This is a genomic window from Paraburkholderia sp. LEh10 (assembly GCF_017814945.1).
Lineage (GTDB): Bacteria > Pseudomonadota > Gammaproteobacteria > Burkholderiales > Burkholderiaceae > Paraburkholderia.
In genome coordinates this window covers 73,783-92,226 of record NZ_JAGIPX010000031.1, presented here as the reverse complement: position 1 = coordinate 92,226, position 18,444 = coordinate 73,783, and the positions used below count along the sequence as shown (strand labels likewise).

Annotated in this window: 19 protein-coding genes and 1 pseudogene; 13 read left to right on the top strand and 7 right to left on the bottom strand. The window is 64.2% G+C overall.

The window, feature by feature from the left end:
• The first annotated feature begins 372 nt into the window (after positions 1-372).
• The 7 genes from J8I87_RS24645 (at position 373) to J8I87_RS24615 (ending at position 7,943) form a co-directional block, all read left to right on the top strand.
• Positions 373-873 (top strand): (2Fe-2S)-binding protein, encoded by a 501-nt coding sequence (locus tag J8I87_RS24645; RefSeq protein WP_209934610.1) that lies wholly within the window; start codon positions 373-375, stop codon positions 871-873.
• A gap of 10 nt (positions 874-883) precedes the next feature.
• A complete protein-coding gene (locus J8I87_RS24640; RefSeq protein WP_209934608.1) occupies positions 884-3,277 on the top strand; it encodes a xanthine dehydrogenase family protein molybdopterin-binding subunit in 2,394 nt (797 codons plus the stop codon).
• 12 nt (positions 3,278-3,289) lie between these two features.
• Positions 3,290-4,087 (top strand): xanthine dehydrogenase family protein subunit M, encoded by a 798-nt coding sequence (locus J8I87_RS24635; protein ID WP_209934607.1) that lies wholly within the window; start codon positions 3,290-3,292, stop codon positions 4,085-4,087.
• 148 nt (positions 4,088-4,235) lie between these two features.
• Positions 4,236-5,123: a MoxR family ATPase gene (locus J8I87_RS24630; RefSeq protein ID WP_209934606.1), complete on the top strand. Its 888-nt coding sequence runs from the start codon at positions 4,236-4,238 to the stop codon at positions 5,121-5,123.
• A 5-nt stretch (positions 5,124-5,128) separates the two neighbouring features.
• Positions 5,129-6,370 carry a vWA domain-containing protein gene (locus J8I87_RS24625; RefSeq protein ID WP_209934605.1) on the top strand — a complete coding sequence of 414 codons (1,242 nt, stop codon included), beginning with the start codon at positions 5,129-5,131 and terminating at the stop codon, positions 6,368-6,370.
• A complete protein-coding gene (locus J8I87_RS24620) occupies positions 6,361-6,942 on the top strand; it encodes a CoxG family protein (protein ID WP_209934604.1) in 582 nt (193 codons plus the stop codon). The genes J8I87_RS24625 and J8I87_RS24620 overlap by 10 nt, the downstream gene beginning before the upstream one ends.
• The gene (locus J8I87_RS24615; RefSeq protein WP_209934603.1) at positions 6,915-7,943 is read left to right on the top strand and encodes an XdhC family protein; all 1,029 of its coding nucleotides are present in this window, start codon (positions 6,915-6,917) and stop codon (positions 7,941-7,943) included. The genes J8I87_RS24620 and J8I87_RS24615 overlap by 28 nt, the downstream gene beginning before the upstream one ends.
• A 60-nt stretch (positions 7,944-8,003) precedes the next feature.
• Here J8I87_RS24615 and J8I87_RS24610 read toward each other — a convergent pair whose 3' ends face one another.
• Positions 8,004-8,726, bottom strand: a complete 723-nt coding sequence (locus tag J8I87_RS24610) for a PepSY-associated TM helix domain-containing protein (protein WP_209934601.1) — start codon at positions 8,724-8,726, stop codon at positions 8,004-8,006.
• A gap of 395 nt (positions 8,727-9,121) precedes the next feature.
• On the opposite strand from J8I87_RS24610, the gene J8I87_RS24605 reads away from it, so the two are divergent.
• Positions 9,122-9,421 (top strand): hypothetical protein, encoded by a 300-nt coding sequence (locus J8I87_RS24605; RefSeq protein WP_245254127.1) that lies wholly within the window; start codon positions 9,122-9,124, stop codon positions 9,419-9,421.
• Between the two features lie 27 nt (positions 9,422-9,448).
• Here the strand turns inward: J8I87_RS24605 and J8I87_RS24600 are convergent, their stop codons facing one another.
• Together J8I87_RS24600 and J8I87_RS24595 are read right to left on the bottom strand one after the other, a co-directional pair.
• On the bottom strand, positions 9,449-10,471 hold the full coding sequence (locus J8I87_RS24600) for a serine/threonine protein kinase (RefSeq protein ID WP_209934600.1): 1,023 nt from the start codon (positions 10,469-10,471) through the stop codon (positions 9,449-9,451).
• Positions 10,472-10,597: 126 nt separating this feature from the next.
• Positions 10,598-10,810 (bottom strand): hypothetical protein, encoded by a 213-nt coding sequence (locus tag J8I87_RS24595; RefSeq protein ID WP_209934599.1) that lies wholly within the window; start codon positions 10,808-10,810, stop codon positions 10,598-10,600.
• A 432-nt stretch (positions 10,811-11,242) separates the two neighbouring features.
• Between J8I87_RS24595 and J8I87_RS24590 the strand changes: the two are divergent.
• The 3 genes and pseudogenes from J8I87_RS24590 to J8I87_RS24580 all read left to right on the top strand — a co-directional run.
• Positions 11,243-11,777: pseudogene (locus tag J8I87_RS24590) on the top strand (efflux RND transporter permease subunit); the annotation flags it as partial.
• 138 nt (positions 11,778-11,915) lie between these two features.
• Positions 11,916-13,187, top strand: a complete 1,272-nt coding sequence (locus tag J8I87_RS24585; protein WP_209934598.1) for an MFS transporter — start codon at positions 11,916-11,918, stop codon at positions 13,185-13,187.
• 264 nt (positions 13,188-13,451) lie between these two features.
• Positions 13,452-13,634 (top strand): hypothetical protein, encoded by a 183-nt coding sequence (locus tag J8I87_RS24580; protein WP_209934597.1) that lies wholly within the window; start codon positions 13,452-13,454, stop codon positions 13,632-13,634.
• A 118-nt stretch (positions 13,635-13,752) separates the two neighbouring features.
• Here J8I87_RS24580 and mgrA read toward each other — a convergent pair whose 3' ends face one another.
• The gene (gene mgrA / locus J8I87_RS24575) at positions 13,753-14,796 is read right to left on the bottom strand and encodes an L-glyceraldehyde 3-phosphate reductase (RefSeq protein WP_209934596.1); all 1,044 of its coding nucleotides are present in this window, start codon (positions 14,794-14,796) and stop codon (positions 13,753-13,755) included.
• A 316-nt stretch (positions 14,797-15,112) separates the two neighbouring features.
• Here mgrA and J8I87_RS24570 point away from each other — a divergent pair, with 316 nt between their 5' ends.
• Complete coding sequence (locus J8I87_RS24570; RefSeq protein ID WP_209934594.1) at positions 15,113-15,313, top strand: DUF3185 family protein; 201 nt, start codon at positions 15,113-15,115, stop codon at positions 15,311-15,313.
• 50 nt (positions 15,314-15,363) lie between these two features.
• Here the strand turns inward: J8I87_RS24570 and J8I87_RS24565 are convergent, their stop codons facing one another.
• Together J8I87_RS24565 and J8I87_RS45720 are read right to left on the bottom strand one after the other, a co-directional pair.
• Positions 15,364-16,125, bottom strand: coding sequence for a phytanoyl-CoA dioxygenase family protein (locus J8I87_RS24565; protein WP_209934593.1), 762 nt, complete (start codon positions 16,123-16,125; stop codon positions 15,364-15,366).
• Between the two features lie 36 nt (positions 16,126-16,161).
• The gene (locus J8I87_RS45720; protein WP_280923093.1) at positions 16,162-16,284 is read right to left on the bottom strand and encodes a hypothetical protein; all 123 of its coding nucleotides are present in this window, start codon (positions 16,282-16,284) and stop codon (positions 16,162-16,164) included.
• A gap of 218 nt (positions 16,285-16,502) precedes the next feature.
• On the opposite strand from J8I87_RS45720, the gene J8I87_RS24560 reads away from it, so the two are divergent.
• Positions 16,503-16,865 carry a hypothetical protein gene (locus tag J8I87_RS24560; protein WP_209934592.1) on the top strand — a complete coding sequence of 121 codons (363 nt, stop codon included), beginning with the start codon at positions 16,503-16,505 and terminating at the stop codon, positions 16,863-16,865.
• Positions 16,866-17,074: 209 nt separating this feature from the next.
• Here the strand turns inward: J8I87_RS24560 and metK are convergent, their stop codons facing one another.
• Positions 17,075-18,262: a methionine adenosyltransferase gene (gene metK, locus J8I87_RS24555; RefSeq protein WP_209934591.1), complete on the bottom strand. Its 1,188-nt coding sequence runs from the start codon at positions 18,260-18,262 to the stop codon at positions 17,075-17,077.
• Positions 18,263-18,444 lie beyond the last annotated feature (182 nt).

Here is an 18,444-nt window from a genome sequence, read left to right as displayed (position 1 = left end):
TGCCTACTTTTCTTTGCAGCCGGCAAAGAAAAGTAGGTGCCGCCCCGCACAGGGGCAACGCCTGCGCCGCGAGGCGCTATCGCGGATGCCAGCGATAGTGGCAAAACAGACTGCCAGAGATAGCGGCAAAACAGACTGCCCGCGATTAGCGGCAAAACCGGATACCCGCGCAGGGCACGGCAAATCACCAATTAACGTAGCAACCCAATAGCCGCCTCCCGTTTTTTGTGTTTTACTTTTCGATACAAACATAAAAGCATTCAACCGATCCGGACCCTCACAGCAGGCAGGCGGTAGGTAGTGAAAGCGGGCCCGAGCCGGTCTTCGCCCCACCAGGGGCTCATTCCAAGGGCGTCCCCAAGGAGACAGTTCATGGCGATCAGCATTAGTCTGACGGTGAACGGTTCACCCGTTACCGCGAACGTCGAGCCACACACCCTGCTTGTCCAGTTTCTACGCGAACAGTTGCGGTTGACGGGAACACACGTCGGCTGCGACACCGCGCAATGCGGCGCGTGCACCGTTCACCTGAACGGCCGCGCGATCAAGTCCTGCAACATGCTCGCCGTACAGGCCGAAGGCCAGGACGTCACGACGATTGAAGGGCTGTCGAAGAACGGCGAATTGCATCCGATGCAAGCGGCTTTTCGCGAATGCCATGGTCTCCAGTGCGGCTTCTGCACGCCGGGCATGGTGATGAGCGCGACCGCGCTCGCCGAAGCGAATCCGAACCTGACGGAAGACGACGCGCGCCATCAGCTCGACGGCAACCTGTGCCGCTGCACGGGCTACCACAACATCGTCAAGGCCGTGGTCCAGGGCGCGGCCGGCATGAAAGCCGGCACGTCGTCGAAATCCACCGCGACCGCCTGAGGAGCCCGCCATGAACGCACCCGATTCGCCCCGCATGGTGGGCATGCCCGTCAAGCGCAAGGAAGACTATCGCTTCCTCACGGGCAACGGTCAGTACACCGACGACATCGTCCTTCCCGGACAGACCTGGGCCGTGTTCCTGCGCTCGCCGCATGCGCACGCGCGCATCAAGAGCATCGATACGGCAGCCGCGAAGCAATCGCCCGGCGTCGTCGCGATCTTCACGGGCGCGGATCTCGCCGCCGAAAACGTCGGCGGCCTGCCGTGCGGCTGGCTGATCCACAGCGTCGACGGCAAGCCGATGCACGAGCCGCCGCATCCCGTGATTGCGCATACGAAAGTGCGCCACGTCGGCGACCAGGTCGCGCTCGTCATCGCCGATTCGATGAAGGCCGCGAAAGACGCCGCCGAACTGATCGACGTCGTCTACGACGAACTACCCGCCGTCATCGACACAGCGCACGCCGCCGATCCCGGCCAGGCCGCCGTGCACGACGAGGTGCCCGACAACACCTGCTACACATGGGGCCACGGCGACAAGGCGGCCACGGACGCCGCGTTCGCCAAAGCCCATCACGTGACGACGCTCGACATCGTCAACAACCGCCTGATACCGAACGCGATCGAGCCGCGCGCGGTCAACGCCAGCTATTCGCCGCAGGACGACAGCTACACCGTCTACGTCGCGAATCAGAATCCGCACGTCGAACGGCTGCTGATGGCGGCGTTCGTGCTGTCGCTGCCCGAATCGAAAGTGCGCGTGGTCGCGCCCGATGTCGGCGGCGGCTTCGGCTCGAAGATCTTCCTGTACGCGGAAGACGTCGCGCTGACGTGGGCGTCGAAGAAAATCCGCCGGCCGGTGAAGTGGACGGCGGAACGTTCCGAGGCGTTTGTGTCGGACGCGCATGGCCGCGATCACGTGACGAAAGCCGAACTCGCGCTCGATGCCGACGGCAAGTTCCTCGCGATGCGCGTGCACACCATCGCGAACATGGGCGCGTATCTGTCGACGTTCGCGTCCAGCGTGCCGACCATCCTCTACGCGACGCTGCTCGCGGGCCAGTATGCGACGCCCGCGATCTACGCCGAAGTCAAAGCGGTGTTCACGAACACGGTGCCCGTCGATGCGTATCGCGGCGCGGGAAGACCCGAGGCGACGTACGTCGTCGAGCGGCTCGTCGAAACGGCCGCGCGCGAAATGAACATCGCGCCCGATCAAATCCGCCGGCGCAATTTCATCCGCTCGTTCCCGTATGCGACGCCTGTCGGCCTCACGTACGACACCGGCGACTACGAAACCTGCCTCGACCGCGCGATGGAACTCGCGGACGTGAAAGGCTTCGACGCGCGCCGCCAGGAATCGGAAAAGAACGGCAAGCGCCGCGGCCTCGGCTACTCGTGCTATATCGAAGCGTGCGGCCTCGCGCCCTCGAACATCGCCGGCGCGCTCGGTGCCCGCGCGGGTCTGTTCGAAGCGGGCGAAGTGCGCGTGCACCCGACGGGCTCCGTGACCGTCTTCACCGGCTCGCACAGCCACGGCCAGGGCCACGAGACGACCTTCGCGCAAGTCGTGTCCGACCGCCTCGGCATACCCCTCGACAACATCGAGATCGTGCACGGCGACACCGGGCGCATTCCGTTCGGCATGGGCACGTATGGCTCGCGTTCGATCGCGGTCGGCGGCTCGGCGCTCGTGAAGGCGCTCGACAAGATCGAATCGAAGGCGAAGAAGATCGCCGCCCATCTGCTCGAAGCATCCGCCGACGACATCGAGTTCAAGGACGGCACGTTCCGCGTCGCGGGCACGGACCGCACCAAGTCCTTCGTCGACGTGTCGCTCGCCGCCTACGTGCCGCACAACTTTCCGCTCGACAAGCTCGAACCCGGCCTCGATGAAAGCGCGTTCTACGATCCGACGAACTTCACCTATCCGTCGGGCGCGTATATCTGCGAAGTCGAAGTGGACGTCGATACGGGCGAGACGCGCATTCAGCGCTTCACGGCCGTCGACGACTTCGGCAACGTGATCAATCCGATGATCGTCGAAGGACAGGTGCATGGCGGTCTCGGCCAGGGCATCGGCCAGGCGATGCTCGAGCGCTGCGTGTACGACAACGAAAGCGGCCAGTTGCTGTCCGGCTCGTACATGGACTACGCGATGCCGCACGCGTCGGATCTGCCGTCGTTCACCGTCGAGACCGCTAAAGGCACGCCCTGCACGCACAATCCCCTCGGCGTGAAAGGCTGCGGCGAGGCGGGTGCGATCGGGTCGCCGCCAGCCGTGATCAACGCGATCATCGATGCGCTCGCGCCGCTCGGCGTCGACGACATGCAGATGCCCGCCACGCCGCATCGCGTGTGGTCCGCGATTCACGCAGCACAAAGCGCGCAAGCGCGTCCTTGAGCGGAGGCCGACATGTATTCATTCGACTATCAACGCGCCGCCGATCCGAAGGGCGCCGTATCCGCACTTTCCGCCGACAGCGAAGCGAAGTATCTCGCGGGCGGACAAAGCCTGTTGCCGACGATGCGTCTGCGTCTCGCGCAACCGTCGAAGCTGATCGACGTCACGCGCATTCCACAGTTGAAGGAAATCCGCGTCGAGCCGCAGAAGGTGACGATCGGCGCGGCCGTCTGTCATGCCGATGTCGCGAACCACGCGGACGTGCAACGCGTGCTGCCCGCGCTCGCGTTCGTCGCGGCACATATCGGCGACAGGCAGGTGCGCTCGCTCGGCACGATCGGCGGCTCGATCGCGAACAACGATCCCGCTGCCGATTACCCCGCTGCCGTACTAGGGCTCGACGGCACCGTCGTCACCGACCGGCGCCGCATCTCCGCCGCCGATTTCTTCGTCGGCATGTACGAGACTGCACTGCATGCCGATGAGCTGATCGTCGCCGTCGAATTTCCGGTGCCTGAAAAAGCCGCGTATGAGAAGTTCAGGAACCCGGCTTCGCATTTCGCGCTGACGGCTGTATTCGTCGCGAAGACGGCGAACGGCGTGCGTGTCGCGGTGACGGGCGCCGCGCCGTCCGTGTTTCGCGCGACGGAGATGGAGAACGCGCTGAGCGCGAACTTCACCGAAGCGGCCGCGCGCGGCGTGACCATCGCACCCGACGACCTCAACACCGACCTGCATGCGAGCGCCGAATACCGTGCACATCTGATTCCCGTGCTGACGGCGCGCGCAGTGCGGACGGCGAACGGGTAATGAACGGCCGGGCCGCGGTCGGCTAGCGGACGCGGCGAGCCACCCGGCGTTTGAGCACTCCGAGGCCCGGTGCGTCCGGGCCATTTCGTTGATCAGATTCTCCGGTTTCTTCAGATGAGCGATGAAAGCCGACGTGACAGGACGAACCATGCAGCCTGCTTCGATCGACGAAACCCTCGCGCAACTCACGCGCCAAGGCTACTTCGCGAGCCGTGAACTGGCGACCGCGCTCTTTCTGGCGCTGCGCATGGAGCGGCCGCTGTTCGTCGAAGGCGAGCCGGGTGTCGGCAAGACGGAACTCGCGAAGGCGGCGGCGGGCATGCTCGGCACGTCGATGCTGCGCCTGCAATGCTATGAAGGACTCGATACGGCGAGCGCGCTGTACGAGTGGGACTATCCGCGGCAGATCATGGCGCTGCGGCTCGCGGAAGTGGCCGGCGAGAAGCCGGACAACAGCACGCTTTATCGCAGCGAATTCCTGTTGAAGCGCCCGTTGCTGCAAGCACTCATGCCCGATGAAAACCATCCGGGCGCGCGGCGCGTGTTGTTGATCGACGAGATCGACCGCGCCGACGAACCATTCGAAGCGTTCCTGCTCGAACTGCTGTCGGACTTCCAGGTATCGATTCCCGAATACGGCACGGTGCGCGCCGATCACCCGCCCCTCGTCGTGATGACGTCGAACCGCACACGCGAAGTGCACGATGCGTTGAAGCGGCGCTGTCTGTATCAATGGATCGGCTATCCCGAGCGCGAACGCGAGCTCGCGATCGTCGCAGCGCGTGCGCCGGAAACGGGGGAAGCGCTGCAACGGCGTGCCGTCGATTTCGTGCATCGGCTGCGCGGCATGGATCTGTTCAAGGCGCCCGGCATTGCTGAGACGATCGACTGGTGCCGCGCGCTCGCCGCGCTCACTGTCAGCGAACTCGACCCGCAATCGGTGCAGGACACGCTCGGCGTGCTGCTCAAGTATCAGGACGATCTCGCGCGTTTCGACGACGCGCAGATCAGGCAATGCCTGGCGGCGACGGAGTAACGCCCATGACGCCCGCTTGCGATCCCGCCTCGCCGACGCTCTCGCGCAACGTCGTGCATTTCGTGCGGCTGTTGCGCGGCGCGGGTCTGCCGATGTCGCCCGCGCAGGCCGTCGATGCGCTCGAAGCGCTGCGCTGGATCGATCTCGACCGGCGCGACGACGTGCGCGCGGCGCTCGCCGCGCTGCTCGTATGCGCGCCCGACGAGCGTGATCTCTTCAACGCCGCGTTCGATCTTTTCTGGCGCGATCCCGACTGGGAAGGCAAGCTGCGCGCGCTGCTGCTGCCGAAGGTGACAAGCGGCGTGCCGCCGCCGAAGCGCAATAACCGCCTCGCGGACGCGCTCGCCGCGCATCACGCGAACAGGCACCGGCAATCCGCATCAACCGGCGACACAGACACGCATGAGTTGCATGCGCACGTGACATTCAGCGCCGAAGAGCGCTTGCGTCACCGCGACTTCGACACGCTGAGCGCCGAGGAATGGCGCGCGCTGCGTCATCTGATTCGCGCACAGCGTCTGCCGCTTGCGATGGAGCCGACGCGGCGGCTCAAAGCGGCGTCGCACGGCACGCATGCCGATCTGCGCGCGAGCGCGCGCCATGCGGTGCGCGCGGGCGGCGACTGGACGGTATGGAAATATCGCGCCGTGGTCGCGCGCAAACCGCCGCTCGTGTTGATGCTCGATATTTCTGGCTCGATGAGCAGCTATTCGCGCGCGGTGCTCTATTTCTGTCACGCGCTGCTGCAATCGCGCGAACGTCTGCAGGTGTTTCTGTTCGGCACGCGTCTCACCAATGCGACGCGTGCGCTGAAGGAACGCGACCCCGATGTCGCGATCGCGGCGCTCGCGGATCAGGTCGTAGACTGGTCGGGCGGCACGCGGATCGGCGCGGCGCTCGCGGAGTTCAACCGCCGCTGGGCACGCAGAGTGCTAACGGGTAGAGCGACCGTGTTGCTCGTCACCGACGGCCTCGATCACGAAGCGATCGAGATGCTCGAAACCGAAATGGCCCGCCTGCGCCGCTTCGCGCATCGCATCGTGTGGCTCAATCCGCTGTTGCGTTACCGCGAGTTTTCACCCAAGGCGCGCGGCGTGCAGGCGATGCTGCCGTACGTCGACGCTCACAAGCCGGTTCACAATCTCGACAGCCTGGCCGCATTCGGCCGCGATCTGGCGCAACTGGCACGCTTGCCGCGCGAGGCGGGACGGGCCGCGATATCTGGAGGAGTAACGTCATGGAGCTGACTGAAACCTACACGCTGCCCGTGTCGCAGCAGCGAGCGTGGGAAGCGCTGAACGACACGGAAATTCTGCGCGCGTCGATCCCCGGCTGCGACAGCATCGAGCCCGACGGCGACAACGCGTACGCCGTCGCGCTGAGTGCGTCAGTCGGGCCAGTGAAGGCGCGCTTCAAGGGTCGCATGGAACTCACCGACATCGACGCGCCGAACACGTACACGATCGTGTTCGAAGGCCAGGGCGGCGCAGCCGGATTCGGCAAGGGACAGACGCACGTGAAGCTCGAACCCGAGGGCGACGATGCGACGAAGCTCACCTACACGGCGAACGCGCAGGTCGGCGGCAAGTTGGCGCAGATCGGCTCGCGGCTCGTCGATGGCGCGGCGCGCAAGCTCGCGGGCGAGTTCTTCAAGCGCTTCGGCGAGCAGGTGACGGGCGGCAGTGACACAGTACAGGCAAAAACGGATGATTCGGGCGACACTGCAAGTCAGGCCGACGACGGCGATGGCGCCGGCGAAGGCAGTGGCGAGGAACCGAAAAGGAAGAAATCATGGACAGCGTGGATCTCGAAGTCCTGAAGTCCAGCGCGCGCTGGCTCGAGCAGGGACATCGCGCGCTACTCGTGACGGTGGTGAAGACGTGGGGCTCGTCGCCGCGTCCCGAGGGCGCGATGCTCGCGGTGCGCGATGACGGCGCGGTAGTGGGTTCCGTGTCGGGTGGATGCATCGAAGACGATCTGATCGATCGCGTGCGTCAGCGCGGCATCGAGCAGACCAGGCCCGAAGCCGTCAAATATGGGATCACGGCGGAAGAAGCACACCGGTTCGGCTTGCCGTGCGGCGGCACGATTCAGCTCGTGCTCGAACCATTGACGAAGGCGAGTGGCATCGCTGAACTGCTTGAAGCCGTCGAGGCGGGCCGGCTGGTTGCGCGCACGCTCGACATGGAAACGGGCGTCGCGCGCCTGGGCCCGGCGCAGGTAACGGATGGCGTCGATTTCGACGAGGCGCGTCTGTTGACGATACACGGGCCGCGCTACCGGATGCTCGTGATCGGCGCGGGGCAACTGTCGCGCTATCTGTGCAATATCGCGGTGGGGCTCGACTATCAGGTGACCGTTTGCGATCCGCGCGAAGAGTACACCGACGAGTGGGACGTGCCCGGTACGAAGGTCGTGCGCACGATGCCCGACGATACCGTGCTCGACATGAAACTCGACGAGCGCTGCGCGGTGATCGCGCTCACGCACGATCCGAAACTCGACGATCTCGCGCTGATGGAGGCTTTGAAAACGCCCGCGTTCTATGTGGGCGCGTTGGGGTCACGGCGCAATAACGCGGCGCGTCGCGAGAGGCTCAAGGAGTTCGATCTCTCCGAAACGGAGCTTGCGCGGCTGCATGGCCCCGTTGGGATTTATATCGGCAGCAGGACGCCGCCTGAAATTGCGGTGTCGATTCTTGCCGAAGTGACGGCTGCGAAAAATGGCGTGTCCCTGCCCACGTTGCTTCAGGTCGAAGGCGCCAAGGCCGCGCGTGAGATCGCGGCAAGCGGCGGGGCTGCCTGTCGTATGCCGGATTAGTTTTTTCTCTCGCGGGCGCTACGAGCTACGAAGCAAGGATCAGCGCCCGCACCGATCAGATCACATCAGTCCACAAACCACGGCAGCTACGATCGAGCCCAGCACGAGAGCAGCGCCCACTGTCCGGCGCTTGTTCAGCTCCGTCCACAGCAGCACGCCCGTCAGCGACAGCAGGATGAGGCTTCCCGCGATCGTATCGATCAGCAGCACCCAGCCGACGCTCAGCCCCACGCCTTTGTGCAGATTGTTCATCGTCGACAGGAACGCATTCTGCGTGCGCTTCACCGACACATAGCCGTTGCCGACCCAATACTCGGCCTGCACGCTCTGTGCCGGCCCGGCGATGGCGACCTGCCAGAACTCCGGCTGCACGGCGCTATGGTCGCCCCACGCGACGGGATGCGCGGGCTCGCGGCGCGCCCTGCCGGGCTTGCCTTCGATATGCAGTTTGTCGTTTAGCCAATGCGTCATGTCGGCGGGCGACTTGAAGCCGTTTTGCGGCAGCGGTATCTGCAGTTGCTCGACCTGCGGTTCGCCCGACGACACCCTCAGCGGCCCGGCGCGGTGATTCAACAGAAAGCCGGTCACGCCGAACAGCAACCCCAGCACGGCGCCCCACAGCCCTATCCAGCCATGCACCTTGCGCAGCCATTTGATGAACGTCGCGCGCCGCGAACGCTGGCGACGCGCCGCCAGCTCGGCGGCAGCCATCGGATGGATGCTCGCGGGCCGGGCGCCCGCGCGTGCGGCAGGCTTCAGTTCGATCGATTCGGGCGCGTTCACATAGGCTCCTGGCAAAAACAGGTCGTGCATCGCCGGGCTTGCGGCAATGCCGTCAAAGGAATACTGGATAAGTCGTTCCGGACAGAAGGACGGTGCCCGGGCCGCGTGCGCTCGCCGTTCGTCAAACGGCGGCCGCGAATGATGGGCGAAGCAGGGCAACCATCGAAAGGCTGGCTGGCAGTCACCGAGGAGAAAGATGACGAATAGCTGGCGACGCCGTTCAGATGAGAATGACTATCATTACATAGAATGATGTTTAACTCAATCCCGACGCGCGGTTCCGGCTTCCGGACGGTACGCCGTTGTGTGCGGTCTACCCGCTTCACAACGACTTTGTGTGATTTTGAAGTGTGGATGCGACAGAACCAGACCAATTCCTTCGGACGAACTTCCGCGTGCTCCAAATACCGAAAGCGCTGGCGACGCAAGACCGTTTCATCGATTTCCGCTCGAGCTACGCCTATGACGCGCGCGCGAACGTCATCACGGTGACGCGCGACGGCTATACGCGCTTCGGCAGCGAAGTCTGTTCTCCGGAGGAGTTCGCGCTGATGCGCGCGGGCATCGAAACGATCGGCCGCGACGTGCGCGCGCAAGTGATCGTCAGATCGACGCTTGCGGACGCGGCGCGTGCGGCGGCGTCGCCCGCACGCGTGTTCGCCGAATCGGGCGGGCGCGCCCAGCCGGCCGACTGATCGCGGCGCCTATCCGCGCCGCCCGAATCAGACGGGCCAAAGCGGCCCTTCCTGCATCGCGCCGATCTGCTCGCGCAGTTCGAGAATGCGGTCTTCCCAATAGCGCTGCGTGTTGAACCACGGAAACGCGACGGGAAACGCCGGATCGTCCCAGCGCCGCGCGAGCCACGCCGAGTAGTGAATCAGCCTCAACGTGCGCAACGCCTCGATCAGATGAAGCTCGCGCTGATCGAACTCGCAGAAATCTTCATAGCCCGCGAGCAGATCGGTCAGCGCGCGCGACGCCTCCTTCCGCTCGCCCGGCAGCAGCAGCCAGAGGTCCTGAATCGCGGGGCCCATCCGGCTATCGTCGAAATCGACGAAATGCGGGCCTGCGTCGGTCCACAGCACATTGCTCGGATGACAGTCGCCATGCATGCGCAGCTGCCGCACGTCGCCTGCCGTTTCGAACGCGCGCTCGACACCTTCCAGCGCCAGATTCACGGCGGCTTGCCACGCAGCGCGCACGTCGCTGGGGACGAAGCCTTCCGCGAGCAGATACTCGCGCGGCTCGTAACCGAAATTCTTGATGTCAAGCACTGGACGCGCCGCATAGTCCGCCGTTTGACCGACCGCGTGAATCCGCCCGATGAAGCGGCCCAGCCATTCAAGCGTGCCTTTGCGGTCGAGCTCCGGCGCGCGGCCGCCGCGCCGGTCGAAAACCGAGAAGCGAAAGCCGTCGAATGTGTGCAGCGTGCGCCCATCGAATGTGCGCGCGGGGACGGCGGGAATTTCGCGCGCGGCCAGTTCGGCGACGAACGCGTGTTCTTCGAGAATCGCTTCGTCGCTCCAGCGTTCCGGCCTGTAGAACTTTGCGACGACGGGCGGCCCGTCTTCGACGCCCACCTGATAGACGCGATTCTCGTAACTGTTGAGCGGCAGCATGCGCCCGTCCGTGCGCACGCCGACTGATTCGAGCACGCTATCGAGCGCGTCGAGCACGACTTCCGGCGTGAGCCGGGCGAAGGGGACGGCGTGGCCGTCCTGCGGAAATGGAGTGTCTTCGTTCATGCCCGCATTGTGCGCCGTGCCGGACGCAAAAACGAGCGCAAACGCTGCACCGATGCAATCGCGCCGCGCCGCATGGTCAACGGCGGCGCGTCACGCCAGGCGGCAGCCACAGGCCGCCGCCCGCCATCAATGCACCTGCGCGCCGGCGGGGCGAACGAACTCGCCCGTGTCGATCAGATCCTCGAGGAAAAAGGGTTCCGTGTTCAACTGCTTCGACGTACCCGGTTCGCCGGCGTACCACGCCACCATCGCCATGTCGCCCAGAATACGCATCACGATCCCGCGCGCGCCCTGTGGCACGGCAATATGCACGGATCGAACAATAGAACCGACTTGCATGATGTTTCCCCGTTCTCCCAATTGCCGGCTTGTTCGGGACTGCGCCGGTCAATGTGCTGATAAAAGCGCCGCACCTGGCAAATGGTTGCACGCGCACCTGAATCCCAAAGCTGCGGACCAGAGTCCGTTCCATTCAGCATCACCTGATGAGAACGCCCTCAAGGCCATTGTTGCCGGTTTGGGCATTTTGGCAAAGTAAAAAGTAACGCGTCGCGAACCCTCCTTCCCATCAATTCGACTTACGAAATCCTGACTGTAACGCCTCGTAACAGGCCCATCATAAACCGCGGCGCGCCGCCGTCTCGAAAATGTCAATGTAAGCTACGACACGCGCCATATTCCTGTCGCCCATGCCCGGACGGGCTGCCGTTCGCGCATCGCCCGCTGCCGCCAGAAGCAGCCGCTCCCCGCCCTCACCGGACCGCACTGTTCATGTGGATCGTTCGTCTTGCGCTGCGGCGCCCGAATACGTTTGTCGTGCTCGCGCTGCTGCTGCTGCTGATCATAGGTCCGCTGACGATCCTGCGCACGCCTACCGATATCTTCCCGAACATCGACATCCCCGTGCTGTCGGTGATCTGGACGTACACGGGCCTGCCCGCCGACGAGATGGAAAAGCGCATCGTGCTGAACGACGAGCGCGGACTCTGCGTCGCGGTGAACGATATCGAGCACGTCGAATCGACGTCGCTGAACGGCATCGCCGTCGTCAAAATCTGCTTCGAGCCGCACGCGAACATCAGCGAAGCGCTCGCCCAGGTCGCCGCGCTGTCGCAGACGCAACTGCGTTCGCTGCCGCCCGGCATCACGCCGCCGAACATACTGCGCTACAACGCATCCACCGTGCCTATCCCTGCGGCTCTCGCTGTCGTCGCCGTCGCTCACGGAACAGGAACTGTTCGACTGCGGTAACAACTTCCCGAAGACACAGCTCGCGCCGGTGCCGGGCGCATCGGCGCCGCTGCCGAGCACGTGACGCTCGCTTAGGGGTTCGTCGAAAGCGCCTGGTTCGACGACGCGCGGCGCGCATTCGGCGTATCGTTGATCCTTTGCGTGCATCTGGCGTGCTCTTTCGTGCGCATTTCATGTTTTTGGGAGTTTTGTTGTGACCGCATCGCCAGACCCGCGTCGGCCCGCTGCATCTTCGTCGTTTGCTTCGTCCGCTGCTGCTTCGTCCGCTGCGCCGTATCTGGAGCGCGGCACACGCGTCTACTGGCGCGCAAGCCTCGCACTGCTGTTCGCCGGCTACGCGACGTTTTCGCTGCTCTACTGTGTGCAGCCGCTGTTGCCCGCGTTCTCCGCTTCGTTCGACGTCAGTCCCGCACAAAGCAGTCTTTCGCTGTCGCTGACGACGGCTTCTCTCGCACTCGCCGTGTTCGTCGCGGGCTTCGTGTCCGAGGGATGGAGCCGGCATCGGCTGATGACGGCTTCCCTCACGACGTCGTCGCTGCTCACGCTCGCGGTCGCCTTCACGCCTCAGTGGCACGCACTCCTGCTGTTGCGCGCACTCGAAGGGCTCGCGCTCGGCGGCGTGCCCGCCGTGGCGATGGCCTATCTCGCCGAGGAAGTGCACCCCGACGGCCTCGGTCTTGCGATGGGCCTCTACGTTGGCGGCACGGCGATCGGCGGCATGGCGGGACGCGTGATTACGGGCGTCGTCGCGGATCTGTTCGCGTGGCGCGTGGCGATCGGCACGATCGGCGTGCTCGGCATTCTGTCGATGCTCGCGTTTCGCTCGCTTCTGCCGCCGTCGCGCCACTTCGTCCCGCGCCGAGGGCTGGGCTTTTCGCATCACCGCACGGCGCTGGCGAAGCATCTGCGGCGGCCCGGCCTGCCGCTGCTGTTCCTGATGGGATTCGTGCTGATGGGCAGCTTCGTCACGCTCTACAACTACATCGGCTACCGGCTGCTCGCGCCGCCGTTCAATCTGAGCCAGACCGCGATCGGCGGCATTTTCGTCGTGTATCTGACGGGCGTGATCGCGTCGCCGTGGTCGGGCCGCATGGCCGATTCGTTCGGACGCGGCCGCGTGCTGATCGGCAGCATCGTCATCATGTTGTGCGGGCTGTTGCTGACCGCGATGCAGTCGCTGGCGCTGATCGCGTGCGGCCTCGCCTGCGTGACGTTCGGCTTCTTCGCCGGACACGCGGTCGCGAGCGGCTGGGTAGGCCGCATCGCAAAGGAGGCAAAAGGTCAGGCTGCCGCGCTGTATCTGCTCGCGTATTACCTCGGATCGAGCATCGTCGGCTCGTATGGCGGACACGTGTGGGCGGCCTATGCGTGGACGGGCGTCGCTGTGCTCGTCGGCGGATTGCTGCTGATCGGCCTGCTCGCGTCAGCGCGGCTGCGCGTGCGCGAGCGCGCCGGCACTGCGTAAGCGCGGCGGGCCCCTTCTCGCGCCGACTTTTCGACGGACAAAACGCATAATCAGAAAGGCCGACGTAAGCGAGCGTTGCGCGTCACAACGCCTCGCACATCGCGGTGCGTGCCGCTCAAAGCCTTGTCCCGCTTCGCCTGGCCGTACGATGGACGCAAGCGCGCACGCGCTGCCGACCATCAACCGCATCGACACCGTCGCCTATACTCGACTCAGGCGCGCCGCATGCAGTCGCGTCCGACGAGTACACATAAGGAGACAAGGATGCACTATTTCACGATCGGTGATTTCATTCTGGTCATTCCGATGGCGCTGGCCGGGGCTCTCTTTCTCGGTGCGCTACCCTGCAAGACCGAATTCAGGCACAACACGCTGCGCCTGCTCGGCGCACTGCTTGGGGTCGTGTTTGCCGTGGTGCTGGTCGAAGGTCTTCCTGCGCTCGTCTAGCGAACTGTCTTTTGATTGATGGCGGGGCTCCGCCTCGCGGCCTCCGATAAAAAGCCGCCTTGAAAGGCGGCTTTTGCATTCTTGTGCGCGCAGCGGTGTCCTCCCGCTCCTTCGACAATCAGACGTGCTGATCCGTCGACGGCTTTTCCCACAGATTCACGCCGCCTTCCGTCGCATAGCGGTCGATTTCCGCCAGTTCTTCCGCCGTGAAAGACAGGTTCTTCAGCGCCGCGACGTTCTCGCGCACCTGCTCGGCCTTACTCGCGCCGATCAGCGCCGACGTCACGCGTGGATCGCGCAGCGTCCACGCGAGCGCCATCTGCGCGAGGCTCTGACCGCGCCGCTGCGCGATTTCGTTGAGCTTGCGCACGCGCTCGATGTTCTGCTCGCTCAGATGCTCCTGCTTCAGCGAACCGCCGCCAGCCTTGTTGACGCGCGCATCCTGCGGCACGCCGCTCAAGTACTTGCCCGTCAACAGACCTTGCGCGAGCGGCGTGAAGGCAATGGCGCCCGAGCCGGTTTCTGCGAGCGCGTCCAGCAGTTCCTTCTCGATCCAGCGGTTCAGCATGTTGTACGCGGGCTGATGGATCAGCAGCGGCACCTTGTACTCGGCGAGCAGCTTCGCCATCTCGCGCGTCTTCTGCGCCGAGTACGACGAGATGCCGATATAGAGCGCCTTGCCCTGCTGCACGGCGCTCGCGAGTGCGCCCGCTGTTTCCTCGAGCGGCGTATCGACGTCGAAGCGGTGCGAATAGAAGATATCGACGTAATCCAGCCCCATGCGCTGCAGGCTCTGATCGAGGCTCGCGAGGATGTACTTGCGCGAGCCGCCGCCCTGGCCGTACGGGCCTGGCCACATGTCCCAGCCGGCCTTCGACGAGATCAGCAGTTCGTCGCGGTATGGCTTGAAGTCGTCCTTGAAGATGCGGCCGAAGTTCGTTTCCGCGCTGCCATACGGCGGCCCGTAGTTGTTCGCGAGGTCGAAGTGCGTGATGCCGAGATCGAACGACGCGCGCAAGATTTCACGTTGAGTCGAGATCGGCGTGGTGTCGCCGAAGTTATGCCACAGGCCAAGCGACAGCGCCGGCAGTTTGAGACCTGACTTGCCGCAAACGCGGTACTGCATGTCCGAATAGCGTGCTGAAGCTGCTTCGTAAGCCATTGATGGAGTCCTTGTCGAGAACAGGTATGGAGTCGGCGATGCAGACATTGCATCGCGTGGTAAAAGTGGATCGAATGCTGTCGAGCGTCGTCTCGATGCCGCATGTCGATGGCGCGCGTGATGGTGCACGGCTATACGCGTTTTGATACCGGTACCACGAACCGGTTCGCTGCGGCCCATCATGTCGGCCCGACACGCTATGTTAGCCAATCGGCGCGCCGCATGCAGGCACCCACATTGCGGGACATGAACATGGACTCAGCGCGGTCGATCACCTAGACTTTCGGCCACCGTTATCCATCGATGAGGATTGTGCATGACAAAAGCGATCTCGCTTGGATTGATCGTCGGCGGCGTGGTGCTGCTTTACTTCGGAGGGCAGTCGTTCAATTCGTTCAGCAACGACGTGTCGCGCATGTTCACCGGGGCGCCGACCAACAAGACGATATTTCTGATCGCGGGCGGCATCGTCGCGACGCTCGCCGGGTTGATCGGGCTCGCGTCGTCGAAGCGCTGAGCGAATACGGCGGGCGCCTGAGCACGTCGCCCGCGCGCCGGCCGCCCTGATCAGAAAGCCACTTCGGGCTTGGACGCCGAGCGCGAGCCCGGCAGCGGCACGTTGCTCGCGCCGTGATAGGTGAAGACGAGCGAAAACTTCACCTGATCGGAAAGATTCTTACCCGCCGAGTGCAGCGTGTTGCAGTGGAAGAACACCACGTCGCCCGCCTTCAGCGTCGGCGACACCGCCTTCTGGATCAACGCCTGATTTTCGGGCAGGTCCGAGCGGAAAAACTTCGCTTCGTCGAAACGGTCCGATGTAAATGCCGCCGTGTGCGAGCCCGGCACGAACCAGAGCGCGCCGTTGTCGACCGTTTCATCGCCGAGCGCGAGCCACACCGACACCAGGTCGTCCCGTTCGAACGACCAGTACCGCACATCGCGATGCCAGCCCGTCAGGCTGCCGTACGCCGGATGCTTGGTCATCATGCAGTTGTGATGCGCGCGCGACAGGCGCGGTTCTTCACCGAAGTAAAGCTCCATCCAGCCGCGAAGTTCCGGCGCCGTCGCCCATTCGGCGTACCGCGGATGGCGCGCGTACGCATCCAGCAAACGCCGCACCGTATGGCCGCCGGGCGCGTGCTTCGACTCCGGCGCACCGGGGTAGCGCAAATCCGCTTCGAATTCGATGGGGGCGGCGGCTTCCTGCAACTGCTGGCGCGCGATGCGTTTCATCTCTTCGCAACGTTCGGGCGCGATGAGGCCCGGCACGATGACAAAGCCTTCTTCCCGCAGCACCTGGATCTGCTCTTTTTTCGAATGGACTGACATGGAGGTTCCGTTCAACTCGCGTTCGACGACCGGTCCTCATTGTAAAACGGGCACGATCGTATCGGCATGAGTCACGCGCGCGCGTGCGATCAGGATGGGCAAAACGGCACGCCAGTTGGGCAGCCGTGCACGTTCGTCGAGCGCAAAGGGCGAGATCATGCGGGCTTCGTCCTCGTAAAAACCCCTATCCTTCAGGACTTTCGAGCGTCACGAATCACGTGTAGCCTGTCACGCATGTCGATTGCATCACACGCTTCCGCATCCGCTGCTGCCTCGATCCGTCTTTCCTCAGGCTATTGCGTGCCATACGGTGGCACGGATGGTGCTGCATTTGCGGCAACCCTCGTCGCGTGTCACGCTGCCTGATCCCTTAAGCCATGCACAGTCCATTGAGCACTCGACTTACCCGCGCGTTTAACGCCGCACGTCCCGCACGCCGCCACCTGGTGCGCGCCCTCCGTCATCATTCCGCGCGTACGCGCGCGCTCGCCGAACAAGTGCGCGACGCGAAGCCCGTCGATAGCGTGCGCCTCTGGTTCCGCACGTTCTTCAGCGCGTTGCGCACGCAAGGCGCGTCGCGTCGACTGTCGCTGCGCACGCTGCTGCGCAGCCCGGCGCCCGTGCGGATGCTCGGCGTGTCGCCACGCGCCGCGAAGCCCGCCAGCGCGCCGCGCGGCACGAGCCGCCGTCCGCGCCGGCTGTCGACGACCAGCGAAGGCTGGTTCGCATTCGCGCGCTGAGATTTCTCGCGGGCTCGTTGCACGTTCGTTTGCGATAGCCGGTAAGCCCCACGACGCGGGCATTACCGCGCACGTCCTGCGCCGCGCGCATTTGCGTTCGGACAAAACGAAACGCCCTGCATGCGCTTCACAACGCATGCAGGGCGTTTTTTGTTTCCGGATTCGTGGTGCTTAGCGCGCGGCGATTAGCCACGCGGCTTCTTTCCGGTTCAGGCCAGCGCGGCAACCGGCTCCGTGCCGGCGGCTTCCGCCAGCGCGAGCGCCTTGTCGGTGGCTTCCCACGAGAATTCCGGCTCTTCGCGGCCGAAGTGGCCATAAGCCGCCGTCTTTTCGTAAACCGGGCGCAGCAGGTCGAGCATCTGGATGATGCCCTTCGGACGCAGATCGAAGTGTTCCTGGACCAGACGCGTGATCGTCGCATCCGACACACGGCCCGTGCCGAACGTGTTGACCATCACGGATGTGGGTTGCGCAACGCCGATAGCGTACGAAACCTGGATCAGCGCGCGCGACGCGAGGCCCGCCGCGACGATGTTCTTCGCGACATAGCGGCCTGCATAAGCAGCCGAACGGTCGACCTTCGACGGATCCTTGCCCGAGAACGCGCCGCCGCCGTGCGGGGCCGCGCCGCCGTACGTATCGACAATGATCTTGCGGCCCGTCAGACCGCAGTCGCCCTGCGGGCCACCGATCACGAACCGGCCCGTCGGGTTCACGAGGAACTTGATGTCGCCCTTGATGAGTTCAGCCGGCAGCGTCGGCTTGATGACTTCTTCGATCACGGCTTCGCGCAGTTGCGACAGCTCGATTTCCGGCGCGTGCTGCGTCGACAGCACGACGGTATCGATCGAATGCGGCTTGCCGTCGACGTAGCGAACCGTGACCTGCGATTTCGCGTCCGGACGCAGCCACGGCAGACGGCCGTCGCGGCGCAGATTGGCCTGGCGCTCGACCAGACGGTGCGACAGGTGAATCGGCAGCGGCATCAGTTCCGGCGTTTCGTCGCATGCATAGCCGAACATCAGGCCCTGGTCGCCCGCGCCCTGATCCAGGTTGTTGTCGTGTGCGCGGTCGACGCCTTGCGCGATGTCCGGCGATTGCTTGTCGTACGCGACGAGCACCGCGCAGCCGCGGTAGTCGATGCCGTAGTCGGTGTTGTCGTAACCGATGCGCTTGATCGTGTCGCGCGCGACCTGGATGTAGTCGACGTTCGCTGTCGTGGTGATTTCACCCGCGAGCACGACGAGACCCGTGTTGCACAGTGTTTCGGCGGCGACGCGGGAGTATTTGTCCTGCGCGAGGATCGCGTCGAGAATGGCGTCGGAAATCTGGTCGGCGACCTTGTCCGGATGGCCTTCTGAGACGGACTCAGAGGTGAAGAGGTAGTCGTTAGCCACGTTACAGGCTCCTTTGTTGGTTACGGTTGAGTTTCACGTAGCCTGCTTCGAGCCTGAAGCGGCGACGCTTTAGCGGATTTCTTTACCGCCGTGCGCTCATCTGAAAGATAAACGTCCGTCGGCTTCGCCCCGCAAGTTGTCTATTAACTCGGCGAAGCCCTTATTATAGCGACTTCTTTCAT

Coding starts and splice junctions, on each gene's coding strand:
- mgrA (WP_209934596.1), bottom strand. CDS start 14,796: ATGGCTTACGAAGCAGCTTCAGCACGCTATTCGGACATGCAGTACCGC.
- J8I87_RS24635 (WP_209934607.1), top strand. CDS start 3,290: ATGTATTCATTCGACTATCAACGCGCCGCCGATCCGAAGGGCGCCGTA.
- J8I87_RS24595 (WP_209934599.1), bottom strand. CDS start 10,810: ATGCAAGTCGGTTCTATTGTTCGATCCGTGCATATTGCCGTGCCACAG.
- J8I87_RS24560 (WP_209934592.1), top strand. CDS start 16,503: ATGCACAGTCCATTGAGCACTCGACTTACCCGCGCGTTTAACGCCGCA.
- J8I87_RS24640 (WP_209934608.1), top strand. CDS start 884: ATGAACGCACCCGATTCGCCCCGCATGGTGGGCATGCCCGTCAAGCGC.
- J8I87_RS24565 (WP_209934593.1), bottom strand. CDS start 16,125: ATGTCAGTCCATTCGAAAAAAGAGCAGATCCAGGTGCTGCGGGAAGAA.
- J8I87_RS24570 (WP_209934594.1), top strand. CDS start 15,113: ATGACAAAAGCGATCTCGCTTGGATTGATCGTCGGCGGCGTGGTGCTG.
- J8I87_RS24625 (WP_209934605.1), top strand. CDS start 5,129: ATGACGCCCGCTTGCGATCCCGCCTCGCCGACGCTCTCGCGCAACGTC.
- J8I87_RS24620 (WP_209934604.1), top strand. CDS start 6,361: ATGGAGCTGACTGAAACCTACACGCTGCCCGTGTCGCAGCAGCGAGCG.
- J8I87_RS24630 (WP_209934606.1), top strand. CDS start 4,236: ATGCAGCCTGCTTCGATCGACGAAACCCTCGCGCAACTCACGCGCCAA.
- J8I87_RS24600 (WP_209934600.1), bottom strand. CDS start 10,471: ATGAACGAAGACACTCCATTTCCGCAGGACGGCCACGCCGTCCCCTTC.
- J8I87_RS24580 (WP_209934597.1), top strand. CDS start 13,452: ATGCACTATTTCACGATCGGTGATTTCATTCTGGTCATTCCGATGGCG.
- J8I87_RS45720 (WP_280923093.1), bottom strand. CDS start 16,284: ATGATCTCGCCCTTTGCGCTCGACGAACGTGCACGGCTGCCCAACTGG.
- J8I87_RS24615 (WP_209934603.1), top strand. CDS start 6,915: ATGGACAGCGTGGATCTCGAAGTCCTGAAGTCCAGCGCGCGCTGGCTC.
- J8I87_RS24645 (WP_209934610.1), top strand. CDS start 373: ATGGCGATCAGCATTAGTCTGACGGTGAACGGTTCACCCGTTACCGCG.